Genomic DNA, 17989 nt, shown 5'->3' on the forward strand with positions numbered 1-17989 from the left:
GACCTACGTCATAAATTTATTTGAGGAGTTTGCAATGCAAGCAACAAGCGTTGACGCAACAGCCAACATGGAAGTGGCCGACATTATTGACAAAAAAAATCAGGTGTTTATTGACGCCAACAAGGCGCGCCTGGCCAACCTGGGCCAATACTCCACCGAAGCGTTGGAATGGCTGATGATGGAGCACTATCAATTTTCCTTTGCCAATGTTCACTTCCTCACCGACGCATCAGAAAAAACCGCTGCGTTTGACACGGATGCCGTCGCCAACGAACTGGTCCGTAACTGTGCCGAAGAAAACGGCCACGCCGCCATGTACCGCGCTGCATTGAAAAAAGTGGATTGCGATGTGGAGCAACGCGAAGACTTCGCGCCCACCACCCATTTCCTGGCCACCATTGACAAGCTTTCCAATGGTGAACCCTCTGCCGTGCTGGGCACGATGTTCGCCACTGAAACCGCCGCCATTTTCGAACATGAAGTCTTCCGCGACATTTCCAAGGAAGTCATCAAGCGCCGTAACTGGGGCGCTGTCGGTGACGACTTGGTTTGGTTCCATGATATGCACCTGGGCGGCGTTGAACAGAGCCACCGCGAAGAACTGGGCGTATTCCTGCGTGGCATCACACCGGCTCAAGGCATTGCGGCCAAAGACGGTGAGCGCCCAACCATTGACACCCAGAAAGCCCTGGCAGGTGCTGAAAAAGCGATTGAAACCATGAAGGTTTGGTGGATTGACCTGCTGGCCGAAGCCACCGCCATCAGCCAATCGCGCGCCCGCGCGGTCGCCTAACCCTGCCACCAGTGGAGGCAGGCCATCCGTCATGAAGCCACCCGCTGATCAGACTGTGCTTCAAAAAAACAGCTCTCCGCCTCAACAGGCGGGAGAGCCTGTTGTTGTGGTTGGGGCTGGAGCCGCTGGGTTGGGCTGCGCATTGGCGACTGCTGCCCGAGGCACCGAAGTTGTGTTGGTGGAAAGCAGCGCCAGTACGGGCGGCACTGTCAGCCAGGCATTGCTGCACACAATTGGCGGATTGTTTGACGACCAGGGCGGATTGCTCAACCCCGGCTTGTGCGCCGAACTGGTTGGGCGGCTTGTTCAGGCCAGCCCGCAGACCAAAAAGCGCCGCATTGGCAAAACGTGGGTGCTGGACGTCGACCCGGCCATCTACACCCAGGTTGTGACGGGCTGGGTCGCGGAAACGCCTGCCATCAAAGTGTTTTACCAAGCCAACATCAACAGTATCAGCATTGCTGACGGCTGCATCACCCAGGCCAGCATCCGCCACCACGAGGGTGCGGTTACCCTGCATCCACACGCCTTGCTTGATGCCACCGGCAATGCCGACATTGTGCGCCGCATTGACCCCAGCTTGGTCAGCGAAGGCTTGGCGCTGGCGGGTTACATCCTGCAAATACGGGGAGTTGCGCCCAATGCGCTCCAGTTTCCCCAAAGCATTGCGCTGCTACGGGAAATCCGCAAAGCAGCGGCGGCAGGGCAATTGCCGGAAGCATGCGCCACCGTCTGGCTGGATACGGGGGTTTACCCGGATGAAATTTACGCCAAGTTCAATCTCAGCGCATCCAGCTGGCAGCCAGGGCAGATGCAGCAGGCGGCGGCGCAATTGCTGGCGTTCCTGCACACATTCCCGGCATTCGCAAGCGCCGCCATTCACGCCCATGGGCAGTTGGGCATCCGCGATGGCGGGCGCATCCAGGGCGAATACTGCCTGACGGAAGCCGATGTCGTCACTGGCAGGCAATTTGCGGACGCCGCCTGCCAAGCTGCTTGGCCGATTGAGCACTGGCATCCGGACAAAGGCGTCACCTTGGAATACCTGCCTGCTGGGCAGTCCTACGCCATCCCCTTGCGCTGCCTGCAAGTCGCCGGTTTCCGCAACCTGTGGGCGGCTGGCAAATGCCTTTCCGCCGAGCCGCGCGCGCAAGCTTCAGCACGGGTGGTCGGCACCTGTTGGGCAATGGGCGAAGCCGTTGGCAAACACCTTGTTGGGAGCTCTGAATGAAACTGAATCTGGCCGAACATTTCTTTCATAAGGCGGAAACGCAACCGGATCATCCCCTGATCCTGGGCCAAGAAGCAGGTGACATCACCAGCTATGCAGGATTCCGGGATGAAATTCAGGGGCTGGCGGAACAATTGCGCAGCGCAGGCATCCGGCGTGGCGACAATATTGGCCTGCAATACCCCAGTGGCGGCCACTACATCGCTTTCGTCTATGCCGTCTGGACGTGTGGGGCTTGCGTGACCCCGTTGCCGCTGGAGCTGACCGCCGCTGAAAAACAGCAGGTGTTCGAACATGTGCACATGGACGCGGTGATTTCCCACAGCCGCCTGTTGGCGCAGGTAAAAGCCAACACACAAGGGGACGCAACGCCGCTCATGCACCAGGCTGTTTTCGTCCAGGCCCAATCCAGCTGTAGCGCACCGCCTGAACTGGCCGGGGTGAACGCCGCCTTTATCCGCTTCACTTCCGGCACTACCGGCAACGCGAAAGGCGTGGTGCTGTCGCATGAGGCCATCTACGAGCGCATTCACGCCGCCAACAAGGTGCTGAAGATCAATGAACAGGACAGAATCCTGTGGCTATTGTCGATGGATTACCATTTCGCCGTCTCGATCGTGGCCTACCTCAGCTTCGGCGCCAGCATTATCCTGCCCAAGAACAGCTTCGGCATTACCTTGCTGAACGCCGCCAGCAACCACAACGCCACCTTTATTTACGGCTCCCCCACCCACTACATGCTGATGGTGCAGGATGACAGTGGGGCCGTGTTGCCACCTGCCTTGCGGCTGGCGATTGTCACCACCACCGCCTTGCGCGCTGAAGCCGCCGACGCCTTTTACGGGCGCTTCGGGCGGGTGCTGAATGAAACCTACGGCATTATTGAGCTGGGCCTGCCCGCCATCAACACCAGCCAGTCACGCGACAAACAGGGTTCCGTCGGCCAGATCACCCCCGATTACGAGCTGCGCCTGGAATGCCAAGACGGGCAGGAACACGGCGAAATCACCGTCAGAAGCAAAGGTATGCTGGACGCTTACTATTCGCCCTGGCGTCCCCGTGCCGACATTCTGGCGGAACAGGGCGGCTGGTTCCATACCGGCGACCTGGGCAAGCTGGATGAGGATGGCTTCCTCTACATCGTTGGCCGCAGCAAGGAAATGATCAGCGTCGGCGGGATGAAATTTTTCCCGGAAGAAGTCGAGACAGTGCTGGAAAGGCACCCTGCCATTCAGGCGGCCTGCGTGTTTGGCGTCAAGAACCAGCAATGGGGTGAACCGGCCTGGGCGCACTTGGTGCTAACCGAAGGTGAAACTGCACCAGATAACGACGCCCTGCGCGCTTACTGCCGACAATTCCTGACCAGCCACAAGATTCCTGGCCGGTTCCAATGGGTCGGACAGTTGGCCTATACCGCCAGCGGCAAAAAGATCCGCAACCCCGACAAATTAAACCTTTCCCAATGAGAACGACCATGGACATACAGGAAACCCTACGCCATTACATTATCAATGAAGCGCTGAATGGCCAGGAGCCAGCAGGCTTTGATGATGATTATGACCTGATTGACTCAGGCACCATTGATTCGCTGTTCATGATGAACCTGGTGGCCTATCTGGAACAGGAGCACCACGTTGAGTTCGGCATGAATGACATGGTGCCCAAGCATTTCAAGTCCGTTAAGGCATTGGCTGAATTTGTGAAAAGCAAGACGAATTGAGGGCGTGACACATGCATCCTGACCATTATGATGTTGTCATTTGCGGCGCTGGCCTGGCTGGCCTGACCCTGGCGTTGCAACTGCGCAAACGGCTACCGGAAAGCAGCATCCTGGTGCTGGAAAGGACGGCGGGGCCATTGCCTGCGGGCATCCACAAGGTGGGCGAATCCACCACGGAAGGCGGCACCTATTTGCTGCGCGAACTCGCGGGTTTGAAGGAATACGTCGAATCCACCCACATCAAGAAACTGGGGCTGCGCTTCTTTGGTTCCGGCCACCGCCATGACGGTTTTGCCAAGCGTTTTGAGATCGGCGACACCCTGTTTGCCCGCAACACCTCGTACCAGTTCGACCGGGGCATCCTGGAAAATGATTTGCGCGTTTTTTGCCGTGATGCAGGCGTGCAGATTGAAGAAGGCGTGACGGTCAAGAACATCCGGTTTGAAGCCGACCAGCACACCGTCAGTTTTGCCAGACCGGAACAGGATGCACTGGCGAGTGTTACTTGCCGCTGGCTGGTGGATGCGACCGGCAGGCGCCGTTTGCTCCAATCCAAACTGGGCACGGCCAAACCATTGGCGCACAAGGCCAGCTCCACTTGGTGGCGTTTGCAGGGCGATTTTGATGTCGCCGCCATGGCACCCAAAGACGATACGGCCTGGCATGAGCGCGTGGTTTCCCGCCGCTGGTATTCCACCAACCACCTGTTTGGCCCTGGCTACTTTATCTGGATTATCCCGCTGTGTTCGAACATGACCAGTATCGGCATTGTCGCCGATGAGGGCATGCACCCAGTGCGTGACCGCCACACCATGGAAAAATCCCTGGCGTGGTTGGCCGAATACGAGCCGGATCTGCACAACTTCATCAAGGATGAAACGCCGCTGGACTTCCGCATGATGAAGGATTTTGCCTACACCACCACCCAGGCGTTTTCGGCAGACCGTTGGAGCTGCATTGGCGAAGCGGCGGCATTCACCGACCCGCTGTACAGCATGGGGACTGACCTGATTGCTGTGGGCAACCGCATCACCGCCCGCCTGATCGAGCTGGATGCGGCAGGCCAGTTGGATGAGGCCATCGCTGCGCAATACAACGCCTTCTACCTGTACGTGGTGGATACGGCGGCAGAACTGTTTACCGGCATGTACCCGGCGTTTGACAGCGATGAAGTGGTGATCCTCAAGATCATGTGGGACATCGGCTGTTACTGGGGCTTCTTCTCGCAGCTCAGTATCCAGGATTTTCTCTACCAGCCGGAATTGTTGCCGCAGTTGCTGGCGCTGGCCACACGCCTGCGGGCCGGCAACGCCAAGGTGCAACACGCATTCCGCCAGACAGCAGATGCGGCGCGCAGCCGGGACGACACCGCCAAGTCAGGCTTTTACAATTTTGGCGGCGTCTCGGGGATCACCGATATGCGCGCCAAAGTGACAGACCGGAAAAGCATCCAGGACATCGCCAACAACATCGCTTTCATGGAGCAGTTTGCCGTCACTTTGTGCCGCTTGCTGGAAACCGGCGAGGGTGAAAGCCCGTTGCCAGCCGCCAACGATGCAGATGACGCCGAAGATGCCGAAGAGCTGGAGATGTTGCTGGGCAAGCTGGCGACCTACCTGACGCCGGTTGGCCAGGTAAGCTTGCTGCCGGGCAGAGGCTACACCTGTTGATGCTGAAAGCACCATTCCTTGGTGATTTCCAAGGCCCGAATGCTTGGGGCTGGTGTGTTCACAACCCCCGTTTTATACAGAAAGTAGGTTAGTTAAATGTTAGTTTCTGAGAGTAAAGCAACCAACGCGCAGTACAGGGAAGCTCATTCGGCGCAAGAAATATTGCTGGCTGCCGGAGAATCTTTGCAAATAGCTAACAGCGCCTTTGCTGCGACGGTGACTGAGGGCTTCCAGCCAAGCATGTTGGCGGGCATTGCCAATGGGAAGATCCCTGCGTTGCATATGCAAAACGCAGTCGACCCGGCATGGTGTGATCAGGTGGCGGAGCAGTTCAAGCAACACCCTGCCACCCAAAAAGAGGGTGTGACCCCGCCCATTTATTCGTTGGGGACGCACCTGTATTCCTGCCCGAAAGGGGAAGAGGCGGCTTGCTACTTTCAGGGCCTCGAACAAAGGAATGAGGCGATTGCCAGTGTGTTGCCGGGTGGCTACGATCCGATCGTCTCTTTCCTGCAGGACGCTTGCAGATTGAATGACATCCAGTTTGAATATTTGTCCCATAACGGCGTCAGTGTGCGTCACGGCGCTTTGCGGATGTGGGGGGAAGGTTCGCAAACGTCAACGGATAGCCGCTGTTACTTTGCCGTTCCGCACGAGGACTATGAAGAAACCAACGCCGAGCATCCCTTGCCACAGATTCATGACGCCAACAATGTCTACAGCATCATCCTGTGCATTGATGCTGTGCCTGACAGGGAGCCGGAAACCATCGTATGGGACCGGCGCATGACCCTGGAGGAGATCCGCACGCCCCATAACAAACATGCCTGGGCTTCTTACGGCTACAATGAATCCCTGGTCGAAGGGGTGGATTCCATCCTGTTTCGGCTGAAAAAAGGCGATGCCGCGATTATTCCCGCCCACAACATACATGCCGTCATTGGTTACCCCGGTTTTCGCCGCTGCACTTACATGGCGTTTTTCCACTTCATCAAAACAACGCCAGCCGGATTCAGCAAAATGGTCTTTCGAACCTGATGTTCCCGTGTTGTAAACTAATCGTCCAAACCCCTTTTTTACACCAGTGAACAATCCTTACATGATGAATACACATTTGAAGTATCTGGAAGACACCTATGCCGATACAGGCGCAGGTGTTGTCGTGCGTGTTGGGCGCGATGAACGTGGCGCTTACCTTGTCCTGGACCAGACGGTCTTTTACCCCCAAGGCGGCGGCCAACCTACCGACACCGGCAGCATCCAAGCGGCACAGGTTGAGATGGAAGTTAGCTTCGTCGGTTTCAGTGAAGGCGAAGTGCTCCACTACCTCGCAACAGAACCTGCGGATTTTGAGGCATTGGTTGGCCAGTCCTGCGAGCTGCGCGTGGATCAGGCGCAACGCTTGCAACACGCGAAACTGCACACGGGCGGCCACCTGATCGCCGCCATTATCGATGCGCAACGCGGCCCGTTGCGGGCAGTCAAGGGTTTCCATTTTGCGGATGGCCCCTATGTCGAGTTTGAAGGCAAGCCGGAGGGCGAACCCGAACCCTTGCTGGCGGCGTTACAGGCGCAAATTGATGTGCTCATTGCCGAAGGCGCGCCGGTGACGGCTGAAATGGTGACTTACGATGAACTGAAGCAACGCTGCTGGAGCATCCCCTCCTATCTGCCCGAGGACAAACCCCTACGGGTCGTCACCATTGGGCAGATGGACGCGGTTCCCTGTGGCGGCACGCATGTGGCCAATCTGGCCGAACTGGGCAGCCTCTCCGTGCTGAAAATGAAAAGCAAAAAGGGCAACACCAAGATCAGCTACCGGGTGGGCGGCGAAGCTTAAGCCTGCTGTTGGCGCCAAGCCAATCGATTATTGAAAAACTTAGTGAGAGCAATATGTTAGACAAGATACTGGCGGTGTGGGGAACTCCACGCACCCGTTCCACCGCTTTTTTATGGATGATGAAACAGCGCGGTGACTTCCATACCTTTCATGAGCCTTTTGGGCAGTCCTACTATCTCAGTGAAGACCGGAAAAGCGAACGGGCAGCCGATCAGCCCCGGCAAGCCAACCTGAACTATCAGGCGATCCTGAGCATGCTCGAGTCCCACAATGGCTTGGAGGGGCGTTCGGTCTTCATCAAGGATCTGTCCTACCACATGAAAGGTGTGTTTGACACGGCGTTCATGTCCCACTTTCATAATGCGTTCCTGATCCGTGACCCGGCAAAAACACTGCCGTCGCTGTATTCCTTGCTGCCGGATTTCACCGATGAAGAAGTCGGCTACGACACGCAATACCAAATGTATGAACAGGTGCTTGCCGCCAACCCCGGCTCGCCTCCCGCCATTATTGACGCGGATGACCTGGTGGCCAACCCGGAAGGGATTGTACGGGCTTTTTGCGACAGCATTGGCATCCCCTTTATCGAAAAATCCTTGCAGTGGGACAATATCCCCCCTTCGACCAAGCTGACCTGGTGGATCGGCGGCGACAGCCATCACGACAACCTGAAAACCAGTACCGGTTTCAAGACCGAGCGTTTCAAAAAGTACTTCGATATAGCCGAAGTGCCCAAGTTGGCACAGGCTTATGACCAGTGCTTCCCCTACTATGAAAAGCTCCATGCCAACCGCCTGAAGCCATGATCCTGATCCCTGAGACAACCAAGGAAGCAATCCATGCCCCGTTTTGAAGTTGAATCCACGCTGGACCACCTGTGCAAACCTTCATTGGTGCAGCTCCAGCCCAACCTTTTTGCGGCGAAATTCGATCTGATGAAGATCGTTCCTGCGCGTTATATCGTCGAACAGGCATTGAAAAGTGGCGAGCTGAAGCCAGACGGGCTGGTGGTGGAAAGCAGTTCCGGCACGTTTGCGCTGGGTTTGGCACAGACCTGCGCCACGCTGGGGCTGAAGCTCACACTCAAGACCGGGTGGCTGGAGCCGATTGTGGAATGGCGTTTGCGCCATCTGGGTGCGCATATTGACACCGTCACCAACGATGCGGGCAATCTGCGCGAAATCCAGGAACAGCGGTTCGCGCTGGTGCAGAAAACCCTGGATGAAGTGCCTGGGGCGTTCTGGACTAGGCAACACGACAACCCACAACATCCGGCAGCTTACGAACCCATTTCACACGAAATTGGCAAGACCTTGGGCAAGGTCGACATTCTCGTCGGCACCGTGGGCAGCGGCGGCTCGTTATGCGGATTTGCCCGGCCACTGCGCGAGGCCAACCCCGACCTGAAAGTGATTGCGGTGGACCATAATATGTCCGCCATTTTCGGCCTGACTTCCGAACAAGTTTATCCGCTCTGCGAGGAAAACTGGCTGTCCATGCTGGGCATGGGTTCAGACATCATTTTCCCCAATGTCTGCCACGCCGCCTGCGATGAAGTGCATTGGGTGCCGATTGCGCAGATGATCAATGCCGTCCATGAACTGCACCGGACAACCGGCTTGTTTGTCGGCCCCACCTCTGGTGCCGCCTTGTCGGTGGCGAACTGGTGCGCCCGTAACCATCCGGACAGCCGGGTGCTGGCGGTATTCCCGGATCATGGCATCCGCTATATGGACACGCTCTTTAACCCAGCCTGGTTGAACGACAATGCTGCAGAACTGCGGCGCACTTGGGCTGAACCGGTGCTGTGCCAGTCACCTACCGAAGTGGCGGGTGAATGGGCCCGGTTCCCGTGGGGGCGCCGCACCTATGAGGAAGTCTTCGGCTATCCGCCAGCCCACCGGGAACGCCGCACAAGCGAGGACACGGCGGCATGAGCAAGCACCTGACATCCAGGATGAGGGTTCCGCGTGAACTGGAAATTGTCCTGAATGGGCCGATAGGCCCGCAGCGGTTACAAGATGACACCATTATCATTGATGAGGATGGTTGGTATCGCACACTTACGCCTTCGGCTACGTTTTCGAGTGTTTCCGCCGCCAACGAGATAATGTTTTGTAACCTTGACAGGAAAAATCCTGATCAGCATCTCGATGCAGTGATCGCCGAATATCAACAGCGTGGCCTCCCCCTTGTCTGGTGCGTCTATCCCTGGACGCAGCCGCAGGATTTGGGTGAGCGGTTGCGTGCGCGCGGCGCAAAAGGTTCGAAGGTGCGCGCGTACCTGGGGAACACTTCGCTACCGCTGGAAGTGATTGAGGGTGTGGAAATTGAGCGGGTCAATCCTGACTCAGCAGAATCGCTGGACACGTACCTGAATGTGTTATCGCCAGGTTATGAGCTTTCCGACGACGAAGCAGCGTTCAGGCGCAAGCGCTACCAACAGCTGTGTGCCGGTTCTGATCCGGTGATGCAGCTGTTCATTGCCCGCTGCAATGGCGTTGCGGCAGGCTGTTCCGGCATGGTGATCAAAGCAGAGTCAAATTCTGCGCATTTAACCAGCGCCAGCGTACTGCCGGAGTTCCAGGCGCGGGGTGTTTTCCAATCGCTGATCGCTTCATCGCTGGCGAGATTACGCGGCATGGGGATTGAACTCGCCAGCGGCCACTCAAACGATAAGTCTGCATTCTGGGTTGAACGTTTCGGTTTCAGGTTTATATTCGCATACGACCTTTATCAACTGGATAAGCCGTCGTCAACGAACGGATAACCCTCTCCTTTTTGAATTTCTTCCCTCATCCATTTAATTAAGGAGTAATTTGTGGAAAAACAGAGTGTCTATACAAGGGAATCCCCTTCCTTTGAGCTGGAATTGCGCATCAAGAATGATGATTTCCTGCCAACCCTACAGGATTTCCAGCAAGACTGGCTGGTGAACAAGCTCATGAACGAAGCCGCCCGCGACCTGGAGCAGACTTCCGAGTTGTCACGCCGGTTTGTGCACGGCACCAAACGCCCTGCCATGCCGGAAGACTGGGGGCAACAAGAAGTGGCGTATGACGACAAGCAACTGATGCTCAAAGGCCATCAGGTCATGCAAGCCTGGGAAGACCGCATCATGCTGGCGATGGCGGAAAACATCACGCAAACCCACGGCGACATCCTCGAAATCGGTTTCGGCATGGACATCTCGGCCACGCATATCCTGGAACAGGGTGTGCGTTCCTATACCGTGGTGGAGCCGAATGTGAATGTCATGAAAGCCTTTGAAAACTGGCGGGAAAAATATGCGTCAACCCCGGTAAAGCTGCTACGGGGCAACTGGCAGGATGTCAGCAACCAGTTCACTGAATACGACGGCGTATTTTTTGACCCGTATTTTGTGGCTGATCCGGGCTCGGTGGAAGTGGAGTCCAGCACGGCGGTGGGCAGCTTCCTGCCGCTAGTTGTGCCGCATATCCGGGAAGGCGGCGTGATGACTTATTTCACCCGTGAGATTGATTCTTTCAGCCGCGCCCATCAGCGTATGCTGTTCAAGTATTTCCGTTCGGTGGAAATCAAAAAGATTGCGGATTTAACCCCGCCGGATGATTGCAATTACTGGTGGGCGGATTCCATGATGGTGGTGAAAGCCGTCAAGTAATTTTGTTGAATTTTATGCCTGAGGTAGTGTGGACACTTCCATTATCCAACAGGATCGCCAGCATGTCTGGCATCCTTTTACGCAGGAGCAAACCGCCCCTGACCCCATTGAAATCACCTCCGCCAGCGGTATCCGCCTGCACACGGCGGACGGGCGCGAATTCCTTGATCTGGTTTCCTCCTGGTGGGTGAATATCCACGGCCACGCGCACCCGGCGATTGCGCAGGCAATTGCGCAACAGGCGCAAACCCTGGAACAGGTGATCTTCGCCGGTTTCACCCATCGGCCTGCCGTGCAACTGGCGAGCGGGCTAGTGAAACGTTTGCCGGAGGGCCTGAGCCGCGTCTTTTTCAGCGATGATGGCTCCACCGCCGTGGAGGTCGCCCTGAAGATGGCGCTGCAATACTGGCGCAATCAGGGCGAAACGCAGCGCTCCCGCTTCCTGGCCTTCGAAGGCGGCTATCACGGCGACACCGTGGGGGCGATGTCGGTGGGGCAAGGCTCGGCGTTTTTTGATACCTACGGCAGCCTGCTGTTTGAGGTTGGCTTGCTGCCCTACCCCGCAACTTGGGAGGGTGATGCCGAGGTCGAAGCCAAGGAGCAAGCGGCGCTGGCACGGCTGGACGAATACCTGCGTGGCTATGGCGAAACCCTGGCGGGCGTGATTATCGAGCCATTGGTGCAAGGTGCCTCGGGCATGCACATGTGCCGCCCTGAATTTCTGCAACAGCTGGCGGCGAAATTGCAGGCTGCCGGTATCCTGCTGATTTTCGACGAAGTGATGACCGGGTTCGGGCGTACTGGCAAGCTGTTCGCCAGCCTGAAAGCTGAGGTGACGCCGGACATCATCTGCCTGTCGAAAGGGATTACCGCCGGTTTCCTGCCACTTTCCGTCACGGTGACGCGGGAAGCCATCTACGCCGCCTTCCTGGGGGAAAACTTCGACCGCGCCTTGGTGCATGGCCACTCGTTTACGGCAAACCCGTTGGGTTGCGCGGCGGGTGTCGCCTCGTTGCAAGTGTTCGATAGCGAAAACACCCTGGCGAAGCTGCCGCAGATTGAAGCCTGGCACTGGGAGGAATTGCTGACGCTGGCGACGCATCCGCTGGTGCGGCGCGTTCGGGTGACAGGCACGATTGCGGCCTTCAATGTGGAAACCGCAGACGCCGGTTATTCGTCCTCAGTCGGCCCGCGCCTGAAGCAGTTTTTCCATGAACGCGGCTTGCTGCTGCGCCCGTTGGGCAATGTCCTGTACCTGTTGCCGCCGTATTGCATTACGGAAGACGAGTTGCGGCATGCATACGCGGTCATCCGCATAGCGCTGGATGACCTGGCGGCGGGCTAGTCTTCCTGCATGATGTAGCGGGCGATGGCGTCACAATGGCATTGGAGTGAATCAACGAGTGGGATGGGGCTGGAAGCGCCTTGCAACAGCAGCGGCAGTTCGGTGCACCCCAGAATCACGGCTTCTGCCCCTTGTTCGGCGAGGGCTTCAATCCTGTCAAGGCAGAATGCCCGGGTGCTGGCGTTAAAAGCGCCGACAACCAGTTCGTTGTAGATGCGCTCCTGCATTTCCTGCTGTACGTCGGCCTCTGGCACCAGCGTTTGCAGCTGATGCTGCGCAAACAACCTGCCTTTGATGAAATCCTGGGACATGGTGAAGCGTGTGCCCAGCAACCCGACCTTGCGTAAGCCAGCCTGTGCCAGTGGCGCACCGATGGCGTCCGCGATATGGATGATGGGGCAGGCAACCGCACGGCTTAACGGCTCAAAAACCTTGTGTGGCGTATTCGCGCATAAGGCCATGCCTTCCACCCCCAGCGCCTGGAGTTCGCGGGCGGCACCGATAAGGATGTCGGCAATGGCGCCCCAGTCATCGGCGCGCTGCAAATCATGAACCTGTTTCTGGTTCAGGCTGACAAGCCGCAGGGGCGGATTGGTGTTATCGCCATAACGTTCATTGACCCGCTGGTTGAGGGTGGTGTAGTACCCAACCGTCGAATGCCATGACAGCCCCCCGATCAGCCCGAACTTCCTCATCACCTGCCCCGCTTACGCTGCTTGCAGTTGGTGGAGGACGCGGCTGATGCGGGCAAAGGCTTCTTCCAGCACAGCCTTATCCTGCCCGAAGGCGATCCGCAGGTAATGGTCCATCCCAAAGGCGTCGCCCGCCCCCACAAACACGCCAGTTTCCCGGCAGAGCTGTTCCATCAACTGGGTGGAATTGATGTCCAGATGGTAGCGGATGAAGGTAATCGCCGATGCTTGTGGCGGCGTGTAACTGAACAAGCCTGCCTGTTCCTGCATCCACGCTTCCAGCACCGGGAACCCCTTCCGGACATAATCGCGGGTGCGCTGGATCAGTTGCGGGCGCACCGCCGGTGACAACGCCAGCGCCGCCAGCTTGTTGCTGAGGATGGTGGCGGAAACCGTGGTGTATTCGTGCCGCCGCCACAGCGCCTCAATGGCGTCCGCCGGGCCGGTGATCCAGCCAATGCGCAGCCCCGGCAGGCCATACGCCTTGCTCAGGCTGCCCAGGCAGAGCACCTTGCCGTAACGGCCATAGAAAGAAGGCGTTTCGTCTTCCCGCAGGCGTTCTGCTCCCCGGTAAACCTCATCTGCCACAATCCAGGCACCTACCCGGTCGGCGGCTTCGACCACAGCGTCCATTTCGGCTTCGGTCATGATGTAGCCGGTCGGGTTATTGGGGTTGCAGACCGCAATGATTTTGGTGTGGCTGGACAGGCCGTTGTGCAGGGCTTCCAGATCGAGCGCCCAACCGGCATCCGCCTGCAACCCAAAGGTTTTGACGGTGTGGCCGGTGTTCAGCGCCATCCCCCACAACTGCATATAGGTCGGCGTCTGGGTCAACAACTCATCACCGGGCTCCATTAGCGCCTGCATAATGATGTTGTTGGCCTCGGAAGCGCCGACGGTGACCAGCACATTGTCAATACCAGCGGCGGCTCCGCTGGCGACAGGGTAAAGGCGGGCAATGTTTTCCCGCAAGGCTGGAATCCCGTTGACGTGCGGATAGTTGAGTTCAGTGGCCAGCAACGCCCCCACCTCCAGTTCGCCGCCAGGAAACCCCAGCAACTCTTCCAGGCGTAACGGGTGGACGCCGCTTTCAACCAGATTGAATTCAACCTGCTGCTCCCACTTTGACTGGATGACTTCAATGTCAAAAGGCGTAAAAGACATGACTGCCCTCAAATAAGATTATGCAAACCGCCGCCATTTGCGCCGCCATCAGATCGCCTGGGTGACAATGCCACGGATACGCGCCAACTTCGGCGCCACCATTGGCACGGTCAGCATGGTGCTGGCGACCGCCATCAACAACAGCGCAGTGAAGGTGTCGGTCGTGATAATGCCTTTGTCCAGCAGGATGCTGGAGAAAATGATCATGATCAGCGCCTTGGTCTGCAACAGCCAGCCAATGATCGACGCTTCGCCGGGACGCCAGTTGAGGATTCTCCCGGCAATATGCACGCCAAGCAGTTTGCCCGCCACCGATGCACACAGCAGCGCCGCCGCCGCCACGAACACCGCTTCCCCGCCTACCGACCAGTTGGTGCGCAGCCCCGTGCTCAAGAAAAACACCGGCATGATCACCAGCAGGACATGCTGGCGCAGTTGATCCATCTGTTTCTGGTCGAACCAGTCGCTATCCACCACCGCCCCGGCCAGGAATGCCCCGACCATGAAATGCAGCCCAGCCCAATCGGCCCCGAATGCGCACACAGCCAGCCAGATCAACCCCACAAACCAGCGGTCACTTTCTGGCAGCCTGACCATCAGCTTGCGGAACCCGTAGCTGCACAGGGCGAAAACCAGCAGGAATGCACCCTGCCTGCCAACCCGTCCCCAATCCATCAGGATCAGGGCCAGCACGCCCCAAATGGCGATATCGTCCAGGCTGCCATAGCGCAGGATGCGTTGCCCAATCGGCTGGCGCAGGATTTCCAGCTTTTCCATCAGCAGGATCAGGATCGGCAAGGCGGTGACCGCGCAAGCCATGCCGACACCGAATATGAACTGCCATTTCATCCCGTTGGGGCCTATCCAGCCATCGGACGCCAGCATGCCAGCCGCGACGGCGCTGCATAACAGGAGCGGCGTGATCAGGGCGAATCCGGCAGTAATGCCGCTTTCCCGGCGGTACGCCCAGGCATGTTTCAGATCCAGCTCAATCCCAGCGATCCAGACAAACAGCATGACTGCCCACCAGGCGATGCCATTCAGCAGTTGGATAACCGATGGGGTAAAGACGAACTGGTAATAATCCGGGAAAACATTTCCCAGCACCCCCGGCCCCAGCAAAATGCCAGTGATGATTTGCACCACCACCAGGGGGGCGTAGTAATCAGTCTTGCCCACCCGCCAGATCAGGTACGGGACGGTGAAAATGATCCCTAAAGCGATCAGGAACAACTCCGATGTGCTTATCGTATGCATGGATTACAAACCTTTAGTCAAACGGACAAATTCAAGGGCTGGAAGCGTTCCGTAGGAGACCACTCCGTTATACGGCCGCCTGCTGGCGCTGCACAGCTTTCAGGCAAATTTTGCAATAATCAGTGACGACTTGCCCGGCGGCCGCTTTGGCTGCGGGAGTGACACAGGGTTCCGGAGTGAACAGCCATTCCAGCTCCATATCCATATCCATTTCCGTACAGAATTCAGCAAGTTTTTCCACCAGAGCCCGCAAGCCTTCATCGGGCAAACCCGTCAACCAGGCTTGTAACTGCGGCTCCTGCCCCAAGGCTGTTGCCGCCCATGCTTTAAAGGGGGTCACCGAATCTTTCCGGGACGGATGGAATGATGCTGTCATTTCTGGCCAAACTGCCTGTAGCTTTTCCTTCGGTCGGCCCAATGGGCGAATCACCAAGCCAGCGATCACGGCTACCACGACAATGGCGATAAGAATATGCATCCGGACTTTTCCATCTATCAAAAATTTAGTCTTGTTCCGGAATCTAGCATCAATCTGAATGCTGCCTGAAGAGAGCTGCAACATTTCTTAACAATTTTTAGTGAGGGGGGTGTGAGGCAGCCTATCAGGGCTGTTTTGAATTCAGCGCAATGCTTAACAATCTGGCGGTGATGTCCACCACAGGAATCACCCGCTCGTATGGCATCCGTTTCGGCCCGATGACGCCGAGCACGCCCAGTTGTTCGCCATCCACCATATACGGCGCGGTCACCAGGCTGCAATCATCAAACACCGTCTGGCCGGATTCGCGGCCGATGAAAATTTTCACGCCATCCGCTTGCAGGCATTTGTCCAGCAGGCTGAGGATGTCACGCTTGCGGGTAAAGGCGGCGAACAGTTCGCGCAGTTTGTGGATGTCGGACAGGTCATCGTAACCCATCAAGTTGGTTTCACCGGCAATGACGCAATCTTCATCCGGCTTGTCACCCAGATCGGCGACCGCCTTTTCGCCCAGTTCAATCGCTGACAGCATCATCCGGTTCATGTCTTCACTGTGCTGGCGCATTTCCTCCAGCAACGCGGCGCGGGCCTGTTGCAAATCCTTGCCGATCAGGCGTTCGTTGAGGAAATTGGCCGCCTGCTGCAATTCGCCGGAGCTGACGGCACCATCCAAGTGGATAATGCGGTTCTGCACCTCATTGCGGTTCATGACCAGGATCGCCAGCACCTGCCGTTCCGATAGGCGCAGGAATTCGATCTGGCGGATGGCGGAAGGGTTGCGGCGCGGCATGCTCACCACCCCGGTCAGGCGGGTGATGCCGGACAACAGGCTGGAAGCGGACTGGATCAACGCGCCCGGATCACGCTCCGCCTTCAACTGGCCTTCCAGGATGTGCAGGGCCTGTTGCTCCAGTGGCTTGATGCTGACCAGCGCATCGACGAACAAACGGTATCCCTGCGAGGTTGGCACCCGCCCCGCTGAGGTATGCGGCGCACGGATATAGCCCATTTCCTCCAGGTCAGCCATCACGTTGCGGATAGTGGCGGCGCTCAAATCCAGTCCGCTGGCGCGGGCAAGACTGCGGGAACCGACAGGTTGTCCATCCTGGATGTAGCTTTCCACCAGCACCTTAAGGATATGCCGGGCGCGCTCGTTCAATTCTGGAGGTTGTTTCATTGTCATGCTTTCATTTATAGGGGCAAACCTGTACAGGCACAAGTCTGTTTCACTTGCATTTTACGCGCGCCTTTGCCAGCCTTGCAGCTTTAAATCAGGTCAGAAACCGGTTATGAATCCGTTTTCCTACATTGGCATTTTCACCAAGCCCAATGATGTCCGGGTGGACAATACGCTGCGGCAACTGCATGAGTTCCTGTTGCAGCGCGGCCACCATGTGTTCTGCGACCAGAACGCAGGGCTGATCCTGGGTTTGCCGTCCATGCCTGCGGAAGAGCTCGCCCGCCGCATTGACCTCGCCATCGTGGTGGGCGGCGATGGCACCCTGCTGACCTCCGGGCGTTTGTTGGCGTTGCATGAGGCTCCCATCGTCGGCGTCAACCTTGGACGGCTGGGGTTTCTGGTCGATGTTTCGCCCGATGAAATGCACACGCAACTGGAGCAGATCCTGCAAGGCCATTACCAAGAGGAGCCGCGTTTCGTCCTGCATGCTGAAGTCAGCCGCGACGGGGAAACCATTGGCGGCGACGACGCGCTGAATGATGTGGTGCTGCATGTGCGCAATGAAATCCGCATGATCGAATTCACCACTTGGGTGGACGGGACGTTCGTCAATACCCAGCGGGCGGATGGCCTGATCATCTCCACGCCGACCGGCTCCACCGCCTATGCGCTCTCCAGTGGCGGGCCGATTATGCATCCCAGCCTGCAAGCGATTGTGTTGGCACCGATTTGCCCACATACCCTCAGCGACCGCCCATTGGTCATCAGCAGCCAGAGCGTGATCGAAATCCAGCTCTGCGAACAGCGCGACATTCCGGCGCGGCTGTCGTTTGATGGGCACAACAATATTGAACTGGAATCCGGCGACCGGGTGCGCATCCATACCCGCCCGGAAAAAGTGCGCCTGCTGCACCCACAAAACTACGATTACTACCATATCCTGCGCGCCAAGCTGCATTGGGGAGTCCAGCCTTGA

General features: G+C 57.5%; 18 protein-coding genes. 13 read left to right on the forward strand and 5 right to left on the reverse strand.

Features of this window, described 5'->3' with window-relative positions:
* Positions 1 to 34: 34 nt before the first annotated feature.
* The 12 genes from VSS37_RS17280 to bioA all read left to right on the forward strand — a co-directional run bounded on the left by VSS37_RS17280 (position 35) and on the right by bioA (position 12242).
* On the forward strand, positions 35 to 793 hold the full coding sequence (locus VSS37_RS17280; RefSeq protein ID WP_324697213.1) for a hypothetical protein: 759 nt from the start codon (positions 35 to 37) through the stop codon (positions 791 to 793).
* Positions 794 to 899: 106 nt separating this feature from the next.
* Positions 900 to 2024 carry an FAD-dependent oxidoreductase gene (locus VSS37_RS17285; RefSeq protein ID WP_324697215.1) on the forward strand — a complete coding sequence of 375 codons (1125 nt, stop codon included), beginning with the start codon at positions 900 to 902 and terminating at the stop codon, positions 2022 to 2024.
* Positions 2021 to 3490 carry a class I adenylate-forming enzyme family protein gene (locus VSS37_RS17290; RefSeq protein WP_324697217.1) on the forward strand — a complete coding sequence of 490 codons (1470 nt, stop codon included), beginning with the start codon at positions 2021 to 2023 and terminating at the stop codon, positions 3488 to 3490. Before VSS37_RS17285 ends, VSS37_RS17290 begins: the two co-directional genes overlap by 4 nt.
* Positions 3491 to 3498: 8 nt before the next feature.
* Complete coding sequence (locus VSS37_RS17295; RefSeq protein ID WP_324697218.1) at positions 3499 to 3744, forward strand: acyl carrier protein; 246 nt, start codon at positions 3499 to 3501, stop codon at positions 3742 to 3744.
* 11 nt (positions 3745 to 3755) lie between these two features.
* Positions 3756 to 5414: an NAD(P)/FAD-dependent oxidoreductase gene (locus VSS37_RS17300; RefSeq protein WP_324697220.1), complete on the forward strand. Its 1659-nt coding sequence runs from the start codon at positions 3756 to 3758 to the stop codon at positions 5412 to 5414.
* 183 nt (positions 5415 to 5597) lie between these two features.
* Entirely contained in the window at positions 5598 to 6452 is an 855-nt protein-coding gene (locus VSS37_RS17305) for a hypothetical protein (RefSeq protein ID WP_324697222.1), read from the forward strand.
* A 61-nt stretch (positions 6453 to 6513) separates the two neighbouring features.
* Positions 6514 to 7254: an alanine--tRNA ligase-related protein gene (locus VSS37_RS17310; protein WP_324697224.1), complete on the forward strand. Its 741-nt coding sequence runs from the start codon at positions 6514 to 6516 to the stop codon at positions 7252 to 7254.
* A 53-nt stretch (positions 7255 to 7307) separates the two neighbouring features.
* On the forward strand, positions 7308 to 8060 hold the full coding sequence (locus VSS37_RS17315; protein ID WP_324697226.1) for a sulfotransferase-like domain-containing protein: 753 nt from the start codon (positions 7308 to 7310) through the stop codon (positions 8058 to 8060).
* Between the two features lie 33 nt (positions 8061 to 8093).
* Positions 8094 to 9191 (forward strand): pyridoxal-phosphate dependent enzyme, encoded by a 1098-nt coding sequence (locus tag VSS37_RS17320; RefSeq protein ID WP_324697228.1) that lies wholly within the window; start codon positions 8094 to 8096, stop codon positions 9189 to 9191.
* Positions 9188 to 10024: a GNAT family N-acetyltransferase gene (locus tag VSS37_RS17325; protein ID WP_324697230.1), complete on the forward strand. Its 837-nt coding sequence runs from the start codon at positions 9188 to 9190 to the stop codon at positions 10022 to 10024. The genes VSS37_RS17320 and VSS37_RS17325 overlap by 4 nt, the downstream gene beginning before the upstream one ends.
* 51 nt (positions 10025 to 10075) lie before the next feature.
* On the forward strand, positions 10076 to 10897 hold the full coding sequence (locus tag VSS37_RS17330; protein ID WP_324697232.1) for a class I SAM-dependent methyltransferase: 822 nt from the start codon (positions 10076 to 10078) through the stop codon (positions 10895 to 10897).
* Between the two features lie 28 nt (positions 10898 to 10925).
* Entirely contained in the window at positions 10926 to 12242 is a 1317-nt protein-coding gene (gene bioA, locus VSS37_RS17335; RefSeq protein ID WP_324697234.1) for an adenosylmethionine--8-amino-7-oxononanoate transaminase, read from the forward strand.
* Here the strand turns inward: bioA and VSS37_RS17340 are convergent.
* From VSS37_RS17340 to hrcA, 5 genes are all read right to left on the reverse strand, one after another.
* Complete coding sequence (locus VSS37_RS17340; protein ID WP_324697235.1) at positions 12239 to 12937, reverse strand: aspartate/glutamate racemase family protein; 699 nt, start codon at positions 12935 to 12937, stop codon at positions 12239 to 12241. The two genes, bioA and VSS37_RS17340, sit on opposite strands and share 4 nt — an antisense overlap.
* A 12-nt stretch (positions 12938 to 12949) precedes the next feature.
* Entirely contained in the window at positions 12950 to 14098 is a 1149-nt protein-coding gene (locus tag VSS37_RS17345; RefSeq protein WP_324697237.1) for an aminotransferase class I/II-fold pyridoxal phosphate-dependent enzyme, read from the reverse strand.
* A 48-nt stretch (positions 14099 to 14146) separates the two neighbouring features.
* A complete protein-coding gene (locus VSS37_RS17350) occupies positions 14147 to 15355 on the reverse strand; it encodes a cation:proton antiporter (RefSeq protein ID WP_324697238.1) in 1209 nt (402 codons plus the stop codon).
* Between the two features lie 67 nt (positions 15356 to 15422).
* Complete coding sequence (locus tag VSS37_RS17355; protein ID WP_324697239.1) at positions 15423 to 15917, reverse strand: hypothetical protein; 495 nt, start codon at positions 15915 to 15917, stop codon at positions 15423 to 15425.
* A gap of 40 nt (positions 15918 to 15957) precedes the next feature.
* Complete coding sequence (gene hrcA / locus VSS37_RS17360; protein ID WP_324697240.1) at positions 15958 to 17010, reverse strand: heat-inducible transcriptional repressor HrcA; 1053 nt, start codon at positions 17008 to 17010, stop codon at positions 15958 to 15960.
* A gap of 112 nt (positions 17011 to 17122) precedes the next feature.
* Here hrcA and VSS37_RS17365 point away from each other — a divergent pair, with 112 nt between their 5' ends.
* Entirely contained in the window at positions 17123 to 17989 is an 867-nt protein-coding gene (locus tag VSS37_RS17365) for an NAD(+) kinase (RefSeq protein WP_324697241.1), read from the forward strand.

The sequence above is a fragment of the Candidatus Thiothrix phosphatis genome (genome assembly GCF_035668035.1).
In the GTDB taxonomy this organism is placed as follows: Bacteria; Pseudomonadota; Gammaproteobacteria; order Thiotrichales; family Thiotrichaceae; genus Thiothrix; species Thiothrix phosphatis.

Excerpts from the sequence above, each read along its gene's own strand:
- VSS37_RS17280 (WP_324697213.1), top strand. The coding sequence starts at position 35 with ATGCAAGCAACAAGCGTTGACGCAACAGCCAACATGGAAGTGGCCGAC.
- VSS37_RS17290 (WP_324697217.1), top strand. The coding sequence starts at position 2,021 with ATGAAACTGAATCTGGCCGAACATTTCTTTCATAAGGCGGAAACGCAA.
- VSS37_RS17295 (WP_324697218.1), top strand. The coding sequence starts at position 3,499 with ATGGACATACAGGAAACCCTACGCCATTACATTATCAATGAAGCGCTG.
- VSS37_RS17300 (WP_324697220.1), top strand. The coding sequence starts at position 3,756 with ATGCATCCTGACCATTATGATGTTGTCATTTGCGGCGCTGGCCTGGCT.
- VSS37_RS17310 (WP_324697224.1), top strand. The coding sequence starts at position 6,514 with ATGATGAATACACATTTGAAGTATCTGGAAGACACCTATGCCGATACA.
- VSS37_RS17315 (WP_324697226.1), top strand. The coding sequence starts at position 7,308 with ATGTTAGACAAGATACTGGCGGTGTGGGGAACTCCACGCACCCGTTCC.
- VSS37_RS17320 (WP_324697228.1), top strand. The coding sequence starts at position 8,094 with ATGCCCCGTTTTGAAGTTGAATCCACGCTGGACCACCTGTGCAAACCT.
- VSS37_RS17325 (WP_324697230.1), top strand. The coding sequence starts at position 9,188 with ATGAGCAAGCACCTGACATCCAGGATGAGGGTTCCGCGTGAACTGGAA.
- VSS37_RS17340 (WP_324697235.1), bottom strand. The coding sequence starts at position 12,937 with ATGAGGAAGTTCGGGCTGATCGGGGGGCTGTCATGGCATTCGACGGTT.
- VSS37_RS17345 (WP_324697237.1), bottom strand. The coding sequence starts at position 14,098 with ATGTCTTTTACGCCTTTTGACATTGAAGTCATCCAGTCAAAGTGGGAG.
- VSS37_RS17350 (WP_324697238.1), bottom strand. The coding sequence starts at position 15,355 with ATGCATACGATAAGCACATCGGAGTTGTTCCTGATCGCTTTAGGGATC.
- VSS37_RS17355 (WP_324697239.1), bottom strand. The coding sequence starts at position 15,917 with ATGTTGCAGCTCTCTTCAGGCAGCATTCAGATTGATGCTAGATTCCGG.
- hrcA (WP_324697240.1), bottom strand. The coding sequence starts at position 17,010 with ATGAAACAACCTCCAGAATTGAACGAGCGCGCCCGGCATATCCTTAAG.
- VSS37_RS17365 (WP_324697241.1), top strand. The coding sequence starts at position 17,123 with ATGAATCCGTTTTCCTACATTGGCATTTTCACCAAGCCCAATGATGTC.